The organism is Pelorhabdus rhamnosifermentans, assembly GCF_018835585.1.
GTDB classification, from domain to species: Bacteria; Bacillota; Negativicutes; order UMGS1260; family UMGS1260; genus Pelorhabdus; species Pelorhabdus rhamnosifermentans.
In genome coordinates this window covers 1-265 of the sequence record NZ_JAHGVE010000150.1, presented here as the reverse complement: position 1 = coordinate 265, position 265 = coordinate 1, and the positions used below count along the sequence as shown (strand labels likewise).

1 rRNA gene is annotated in these 265 nt (G+C 50.9%); it reads left to right on the top strand.

The features are described 5' to 3' along the window. Positions 1-265, top strand: a 23S ribosomal RNA gene (locus Ga0466249_RS26150); the annotation flags it as partial.

Genomic DNA, 265 nt, shown 5'->3' with positions numbered 1-265 from the left:
ATCCAGAGTACCACGAGACACGAGAAACCTTGTGGGAAGCAGGGGGGACCACCCTCCAAGGCAAAATACTTCTTAGCGACCGATAGCGTATAGTACCGTGAGGGAAAGGTGAAAAGCACCCCGGGAGGGGAGTGAAATAGAACCTGAAACCGTATGTCTACAAGCAGTCGAAGAGCGTATGTTTACAAGCTCAACGGCGTGCCTATTGAAGAATGAACCGGCGAGTTACAGTATCTAGCGAGGTTAAGTGGAAAACACGGAGCCG